Origin of the sequence: Streptomyces sp. NRRL S-350, assembly GCF_000719705.1 — a bacterium.
Lineage (GTDB): Bacteria > Actinomycetota > Actinomycetes > Streptomycetales > Streptomycetaceae > Kitasatospora.
Window position 1 is genome coordinate 113,052 of the sequence record NZ_JOHO01000017.1, and the last position, 8,061, is coordinate 121,112.

The following is an 8,061-nucleotide window of genomic DNA, read 5'->3' on the forward strand; positions in this document are numbered from 1 at the left end:
CCCGAAGCGGGATCAATGTGCCGCTCGGCACATGATCAGCGCACCCGGCGGCCCGGCCGGCCCGAGCAGGCCGTGCCGTCCCGTCGGCCCCGGGCTTTGCCGGGGGTGGCGGCGAGCAGGCAAGATAGCCGGGTGACCCTCCTTGAGCTGATGCCGAAGCCCGCCACTCCCGATGCGCTGTACGAGACGTTCGCAGCCTGGTCGGAGGAGCGGGGGATCACGCTGTACCCGGCGCAGGAGGAGGCGCTGATCGAGCTGGTGTCGGGGAACAACGTGATCCTGGCGACGCCGACCGGCTCGGGGAAGAGCCTGGTGGCGGCGGGGGCGCACTTCGCGGCGCTGGCGGACGGGCAGCGCACGTTCTACACCGCCCCGATCAAGGCGCTGGTGTCGGAGAAGTTCTTCGACCTGGTGAAGATGTTCGGCACCGAGCAGGTCGGCATGATGACCGGCGACGCGAGCGTGAACCCGACCGCGCCGATCATCTGCTGCACCGCCGAGGTGCTGGCCCAGATCGCGCTGCGCGACGGCGCCCGGGCGGACATCGGCCAGGTGGTCATGGACGAGTTCCACTTCTACGCGGAGCCGGACCGCGGCTGGGCCTGGCAGATCCCGCTGCTGGAGCTGCCGCAGGTGCAGTTCCTGCTGATGTCCGCGACGCTCGGCGACGTGCGCCGCTTCGAGGAGGACCTGACCCGCCGGACGGGCCGTCCGACCACGGTGGTCCGCAACGCGACCCGCCCGGTGCCGCTGTTCTACGAGTACCGCCGCACCACGATGCACGACACCCTGGAGGAGCTGCTGCAGACCGGTCAGGCCCCGGTCTACGTCGTGCACTTCACCCAGAAGGAGGCGGTGGAGCGGGCGCAGTCGCTGATGAGCATCAACATGTGCTCGAAGGCGGAGAAGGAGGCCATCGCCGACCTGATCGGCAACTTCCGCTTCACCACCAAGTTCGGCCGCAACCTGTCCCGTTACGTGCGCCACGGCATCGGCGTGCACCACGCGGGCATGCTGCCGAAGTACCGCCGGCTGGTCGAACGCCTCGCCCAGGCGGGCCTGTTGAAGGTGATCTGCGGGACGGACACGCTCGGCGTCGGTGTCAATGTGCCGATCCGCACGGTGCTGTTCACGGCGCTGTCCAAGTACGACGGCAACCGGGTGCGGATCCTGCGTGCCCGGGAGTTCCACCAGATCGCCGGCCGGGCCGGGCGGGCCGGCTTCGACACCGTGGGCCAGGTGGTGGCCCAGGCGCCGGAGCACGTGATCGAGAACGACAAGGCGGTCGCGAAGGCCGGGGACGACCCCAAGAAGAAGCGCAAGGTGGTGCGCAAGAAGGCACCCGAGGGCTTCGTCGGCTGGACCGAGGAGACCTTCGAGAAGCTGATCGCCGCCGACCCGGAGCCGCTGGTCTCCCGGTTCAAGGTGAGCCACGCGATGCTGCTGTCGGTGATCAGCCGCCCGGGCAACGCCTTCGAGGCGATGCGCAAGCTGCTGACCGACAACCACGAGGACAGGGCCGCGCAGCGCCGCCACATCCGCACCGCGATCGCCATCTACCGTTCGCTGCTGGAGGGCGGCGTCGTGGAGCGGCTGCCGGAGCCCGACAGCGAGGGCCGGATCGTCCGGCTCACGCTGGACCTCCAGGAGAACTTCGCGCTCAACCAGCCGCTGTCCACCTTCGCGCTGGCCGCCTTCGAACTCCTCGACCCGACCTCGCCCTCGTACGCGATGGACGTGATCTCCATCGTCGAGGCGACCCTCGACGACCCGCGCCAGATCCTCGCCGCGCAGCAGAACAAGGCACGCGGCGAGGCCATCGGCGAGATGAAGCGGGACGGCATCGAGTACGAGGAGCGGATGGAGCGGCTCCAGGAGATCACCTACCCGAAGCCGCTGGAGGAACTGCTCACCCACGCCTACGAGGTGTACCAGCGGGCCCACCCGTGGATCGGCGACCACCGGCTGCAGCCGAAGTCGGTGGTCCGCGACCTGTACGAGCGGGCGATGACCTTCTCGGACTACGTCGGCTTCTACGAGCTGGCGCGCACCGAGGGCATCGTGCTGCGCTACCTGGCCGGCGCGTTCAAGGCGCTGGAGCAGACGGTCCCCGAGGACATCAAGACCGACGACCTGAAGGACGTCATCGCCTGGCTCGGCGAACTGGTCCGCCAGGTCGACTCCAGCCTCCTGGACGAGTGGGAGCAGCTGGCCAACCCGACCGGGCCCGCCACCCCGGAGGTCACGCTGGACGACCGGCCGGCGCCGGTCACCGCGAACGCGCGCGCCTTCCGGGTGCTGGTGCGCAACGAGCTGTTCCGCCGCGTCGAGCTCTGCGCGCTGGAGCACTACGAGGAGCTCGGCGCGCTGGACGGCGAGTACGGCTGGGACGCGGACCGCTGGGCGGACGCCATGGACGGGTACTGGGAGGAGTACGACGACCTCGGCACCGGTCCGAACGCGCGCGGCCCGAAGATGCTGATCATCGAGGAGGAGGACTCCGCCTGGCGGGTCCGGCAGATCTTCGACGACCCGGAGGGCGACCACGACTGGGGCATCAGCGCCGAGGTGGACCTGTACGGCTCGGACGAGGAGGGCCGGGCGGTGCTGCGGGTCACCGCGGTGGACCGGCTGGGCGGCTGACCGGCCCGTCCCGCGCGAGCTGACGGTCCGTCGACCGCGCGAGGGGGCCCGGGCCCGGGACCACCCGGGCTACCGGGCCCCTCCGGTGTCCGTCACATCCACACGAAGGGCGAGCCCGCCGCGTAGGAGAGCGCGCGGGTGGCCTCGTCCAGCATCTGCTCGGTGGGCGCCGAGCCGGCCGGCGTCGGGTTCTGGGCGGCCGGTGCGCCGGGGCCGCCCGCGGTGGCGCCCGCCGGACGGCCGTCGGCCGTCCGGGAGCTGGTGACCGTCACGTAGTGCCCGACGGCCTCGACCCGCGGGTCACCGCCCTGCTTGGCAGCGCCGGCGGGCAGGGCGGGGGCCGTGGTGGCGTCCGCGAGGATGAAGGCGACCGCGCCGGGCTTGGCCCGCAGGGCGTCGGCGGCCTTGGCGGCGGACGCCTGGTCGGGGAAGCGCAGCATGGTGACGCTGCTGATCACGGGGCGGTCCTGGCCGGTGAAGCTGACGGCCAGGTAGGCCTGGCAGCCGGTGTCCTTCAGCGGGTCCTGGGCGCGGTCCTGCAGCACCTCGGCGCAGTTGTCGCCCTGCCGGACGCCGTTGCGCCGCGCCCTGTACCCGGCGGCCTCGACGGGCCGCTGGGCGGGGAAGAAGTTGTCGACGTTGAGGCCTTCGGGGTCGGTGCGCGGCGGCGGGGCGCCCACGACCGGCGGCGTCTTGGCCGTGTCGTTGCGGGACGGGCCGAGTCCGGGTATGTAGTCGCCGGGCGTCGGGCGGGTGATGATCCATCCACCGGCCGCGACCACACCGACCATGACGATCCATCCGGCCGCACGGCGGGCCGTCAGCCGTCGGCCCCGCCTGCGGCCGGTGCCCGCCGCACCGATGTCGGCGCCCCCTCCGGTCCGCTGCCCTGCCTGGCCTTCCTGGCCCTCTCCCGGAGTCGGGGTGCGCTCCCCCTGCGTGGTCATGGCGCAGATTCTAAGCACCCTGGGGGTGGCCTGGATCACGGGGTCGGGGGGTTGTGGATCACTGCCCGTCCGGGGCGTCGGCGCCGGTCCGTCGCCGTCCGGCCGCGGTCCGCGCGCGGCCCGGGCGCGTGTCACCGCCGGGCCCGGCCACGCGTCACGGCAGGGCCCACGGCAGTGCCTGGCCGCACGTCACGGCAGTGCCCGGCCCCGCGTCCGCGCGAGGCGTCCGCCGCCGCCGCGCCGAACCGCCGACTACCCGCCGGTAACCGGCGGCCCGGTCCGCCGTCAAGCGCGTGACCAGCAGCGGAGCCGTGACCTTCGACACTGTGGCAATCGGCACATCCTCACACGCATCTTCTGGCGGGTTTGCTCTGGCGCCGCTCGATCACCAGCAGGCAGGATCGCCCCATGGATCTGCTCGATACCCTCACCGCCAAGGGCCTGCGCGGCGAAGTCCCGACCCGCGAGGAGGCCCTGGCCGTCCTCGCCACCACCGACGACGAGCTGCTCGACGTGGTCGCCGCGGCCGGCAGGGTGCGCCGCCGCTGGTTCGGTCGCCGGGTCAAGCTCAACTACCTGGTGAACCTGAAGAGCGGGCTCTGCCCGGAGGACTGCTCGTACTGCTCGCAGCGGCTCGGGTCCAAGGCCGAGATCCTCAAGTACACCTGGCTCAAGCCGGACCAGGCCGCCGACGCGGCCCGCGCCGGGGTGGCCGGCGGCGCCAAGCGGGTCTGCCTGGTGGCCAGCGGCCGCGGCCCGACGGACCGCGACATCGACCGGGTCACCGACACCATGGCCGCCATCAAGGAGGCCGACCCCGCGGTCGAGATCTGCGTCTGCCTCGGCCTGCTCTCCGACAACCAGGCGGAGCGGCTCAAGGCGGCCGGGGCCGACGCCTACAACCACAACCTCAACACCTCCGAGGGCACCTACGGCGACATCACCACCACCCACACCTACGCCGACCGGGTGGACACCGTGCGGAAGGCGCACGGCGCGGGACTGTCCGCCTGCTCCGGCCTGATCGCGGGCATGGGCGAGAGCGACGAGGACCTGGTCGACGTGGTGTTCGCCCTGCGCGAGCTCGGCTCGGACTCCGTCCCGGTCAACTTCCTGATCCCGTTCGAGGGCACCCCGCTCGCCAAGGAGTGGAACCTCACCCCGCAGCGCTGCCTGCGCATCCTCGCGATGGTCCGCTTCGTCAACCCGGACACCGAGGTGCGGATCGCCGGCGGACGCGAGGTGCACCTGCGCTCGATGCAGCCGCTCGGCCTGCACATCGCCAACTCGATCTTCCTCGGCGACTACCTGACCAGCGAGGGCCAGGCCGGGCAGGCCGACCTCGACATGATCAAGGACGCCGGCTTCGAGGTCGAGGGCGCCGGCGAGGCCACCCTGCCGCGTCACCGCGCGGACGTCGCCGAGGCCGCCGAGGCTGCTGCGGCCGCCGGTGGCTGCGGCACCGCGGCCTCCGCCTGCGGCAGCGGCGGCGGCTGCGGCCCGTGCGGCGGGCACTCCCACGCACCGGCCGGCCAGTCCTCGGCGGAGGGCGCCACGGCCGAGGAGGGCGCCGACGGGAACGACGAGCTGCGCAGCGACCTCGTCAAGGTGCGCCGCCGCGGCGCCGGTACCGAACTCGCGCCCAACGCCTGACACTTCGGACCGCGTTCGGATCACACGTCGGATCCCGGTCGAATCCGTTCGGATCCGACGCGGGTCCGGCGCGGGTCCGGCGCGGATCCCGTTCGGACCCGGCTCGATCACGTGTCGGATCCCGTTTCGGTTCACGTCGGAGAGATCTCACCATGCCCCAGCCACCCGCGGACACCCTGCTCGCACTGGACCGCGCCCACGTCTGGCACCCGTACGGGCCGATGCCCGGCACCGCCACCCCCTACCTGGTCGAGTCCGCCTCGGGGGTGCGGTTGCGCCTGGCCCGGCCCGTCGCGGGCGGGCAGCGGGAGCTGGTCGACGGGATGTCGTCCTGGTGGGCGGCGATCCACGGCTACCGGCACCCGGTGCTGGACGAGGCCGTGCGCGAGCAGCTGGGGCGGATGAGCCACGTGATGTTCGGCGGGCTCACCCACGAGCCGGCCGTCCGGCTGGCGGCGAAGCTGGTCGAGATCACGCCGGAGCCACTGCAACACGTCTTCCTCGCCGACTCGGGCTCGGTCGCCGTCGAGGTCGCGATGAAGATGTGCCTGCAGTACTGGCAGTCGACGGGACGGCCGCAGAAGCGCCGGCTGCTGACCTGGCGCGGCGGCTACCACGGTGACACCTTCCACCCGATGTCCGTCTGCGACCCGGAAGGCGGGATGCACCACCTGTGGGGCGGGGTGCTGCCCGGGCAGCTCTTCGCGCCGCAGCCGCCGGCCGGTTTCGACGCCCCGCTCGACCCCGACTACGCCCGGCAGTTCGAGGAGTTGATGGCGCGTCACGCGGACGAGCTGGCCGCCGTCATCGTCGAGCCGGTGGTCCAGGGCGCGGGCGGGATGCAGTTCCACTCCCCCGCCTACCTGCGGATGCTGCGCGAACTCTGCGACCGGTACGGGGTGTTGCTGGTCTTCGACGAGATCGCCACCGGATTCGGCCGCAGTGGCGCGCTGTTCGCCGCCGACCACGCGGGCGTCTCGCCGGACGTGATGTGCCTCGGCAAGGCATTGACCGGCGGCTACCTCACCCTGGCCGCCGCGCTGTGCACCGGCGAGGTCGCCGAGGGGATCAGCCGCGGCGAGATGCCGGTGCTCGCCCACGGGCCGACGTTCATGGGCAACCCGCTGGCCTGCGCGGTCGCGGGCGCCTCGCTGGACCTGCTGCTCGGGCAGGACTGGGCGGTGCAGGTCAAGCGCATCGAGACCGGCCTCGCCGCAGGCCTCGCGGAGGCGGCCGGACTGCCGGGCGTACGGGACGTACGCGTTCGCGGCGCCATCGGCGTCGTGCAGTTGGACCGTCCCGTGGACGTGCCCGCGGCCACCGAGGCGGCCGCCCGCGAGGGCGTCTGGCTACGGCCCTTCCGGGACCTGATCTACACGATGCCCCCCTACGTGACGGAGGACGAGGACGTGGCACGGATCGCTGCCGCCGTGACCGCCGCGGCGGTGGCGGGATGACCGCGCGCATCCTGTTCGTGACCGGGACCAACACCGACGTCGGCAAGACGGTCGCCACGGCGGCCCTCGCCTCGGCGGCACTGCGGGCGGGTCGCCAGGTCGCCGTGCTCAAGCCCGGCCAGACGGGTGTCGCCCCCGACGAGCCCGGGGACACGTCCGAAGTCCGGCGCCTCGCCGGTGAACTGACCTACCGCGAGCTGGTCCGGTACCCCGAGCCGCTGGCCCCCGACACCGCCGCCCGCCGGTCCGGACTGCCGTACCTCTCCCCCGCCGAGGTGGTGTCCGAGGTCGCCGACCTCGCCGACACCCACGACCTCGTCCTCGTCGAGGGCGCGGGCGGCCTGCTGGTCCGCTACGACGACGAGGGCCGCACCCTCGCCGACCAGGCCCGGGCCGTCCGCGCCGCCGGACTGCCGGCCGAAGTCCTGCTCATCGCGTCGGCCGGTCTCGGCACGCTCAACATCGTCTCCCTCACGGCGGAGGCCCTGGCCGCGCGCGACCTGCCGCTCACCGGCGTCGTGGTCGGCTCCTGGCCCGCCGCCCCCGGCCTCGCCGAACGCTGCAACCTCGCCGACCTCCCGCGCTCCGCCGGCGCCCCGCTGCTCGGCGCCCTGCCGGAACGGGCGGGCACGGCCGAGGACTTCGCCGCGCTCGCGGTCGCCTCCCTGGCCCCCGAGCTGGGCGGCAGTTGGGACGCGGAGCACTTCGCGCACGTCCACCGGCCCGCATAGGCCCGATGCGGGCCGGCTTCGCCCGAAGGGGTGATCCCTGCCCCCGAACCCCGGGCACGAGCGCTACCGGCTCAATACCGTTCCTCCCATGACAGACGGGCTGACCGTAGACGAGGCCCTGCGGGCCTTGGCCGCCCTGGAGGCGGCATGGAACGACGACGCCGAGGCACTGTCCGCCCTTGCGGCGGGCAGCGCCGACGAGCGGCCGTTGCCGGCGCTGGTCGCCGCGTACGGCGAACACGCCATGGACACCCTCATGGCGCTGGCCTTCGGCCTGCGCTCCAGCATGAGCGACGAGGAGATCGCCGAGATCTCCGACGCGGTCGGCTCCAACATCGGGGCGAGGATGAGCGCCCTGCTCACCCGGACCCTCAAGGCCTGGGGTGCCGTCACCGCCCCGGACGACCTCGGCGTCACCAGGATCATCGCCCACATCGTGATCGACGCGATGAGGGCCGTCACCGAGGATCCCAGCAAGACCGAGGTCCTGCCCCTGCTGGCCACCTTCCGCAGCTACGCCCTCAACGGCACCTGAGCTTGATCTTTAACCTCGCGCGGCGAGGTGGGCCTGGAGCGTGGGTTCGCGTTTGACGGTCTTGCCCACGTCGTGGCGGGGCGCCGGCTTGCGGT

The 8,061-nt window shown here is 72.7% G+C and carries 6 protein-coding genes; 5 read left to right on the forward strand and 1 reads right to left on the reverse strand.

Annotated elements, in window-relative coordinates:
• Positions 1–150 precede the first annotated feature (150 nt).
• Complete coding sequence (locus tag IF30_RS0118190; protein ID WP_420791145.1) at positions 151–2,643, forward strand: DEAD/DEAH box helicase; 2,493 nt, start codon at positions 151–153, stop codon at positions 2,641–2,643.
• Between the two features lie 92 nt (positions 2,644–2,735).
• Here IF30_RS0118190 and IF30_RS0118195 read toward each other — a convergent pair whose 3' ends face one another.
• Positions 2,736–3,590, reverse strand: coding sequence for a hypothetical protein (locus IF30_RS0118195; RefSeq protein ID WP_158835230.1), 855 nt, complete (start codon positions 3,588–3,590; stop codon positions 2,736–2,738).
• A 408-nt stretch (positions 3,591–3,998) separates the two neighbouring features.
• Here IF30_RS0118195 and bioB point away from each other — a divergent pair, with 408 nt between their 5' ends.
• The 4 genes from bioB to IF30_RS0118215 all read left to right on the forward strand — a co-directional run bounded on the left by bioB (position 3,999) and on the right by IF30_RS0118215 (position 7,966).
• Positions 3,999–5,243: a biotin synthase BioB gene (gene bioB / locus IF30_RS0118200; protein WP_030239188.1), complete on the forward strand. Its 1,245-nt coding sequence runs from the start codon at positions 3,999–4,001 to the stop codon at positions 5,241–5,243.
• A 152-nt stretch (positions 5,244–5,395) separates the two neighbouring features.
• Complete coding sequence (locus IF30_RS0118205) at positions 5,396–6,700, forward strand: adenosylmethionine--8-amino-7-oxononanoate transaminase (protein WP_030239190.1); 1,305 nt, start codon at positions 5,396–5,398, stop codon at positions 6,698–6,700.
• Positions 6,697–7,431, forward strand: coding sequence for a dethiobiotin synthase (gene bioD, locus IF30_RS0118210; RefSeq protein ID WP_030239193.1), 735 nt, complete (start codon positions 6,697–6,699; stop codon positions 7,429–7,431). The genes IF30_RS0118205 and bioD overlap by 4 nt, the downstream gene beginning before the upstream one ends.
• Before the next feature lie 88 nt (positions 7,432–7,519).
• A complete protein-coding gene (locus tag IF30_RS0118215; RefSeq protein WP_030239196.1) occupies positions 7,520–7,966 on the forward strand; it encodes a hypothetical protein in 447 nt (148 codons plus the stop codon).
• The last annotated feature ends 95 nt before the right edge of the window (positions 7,967–8,061 follow it).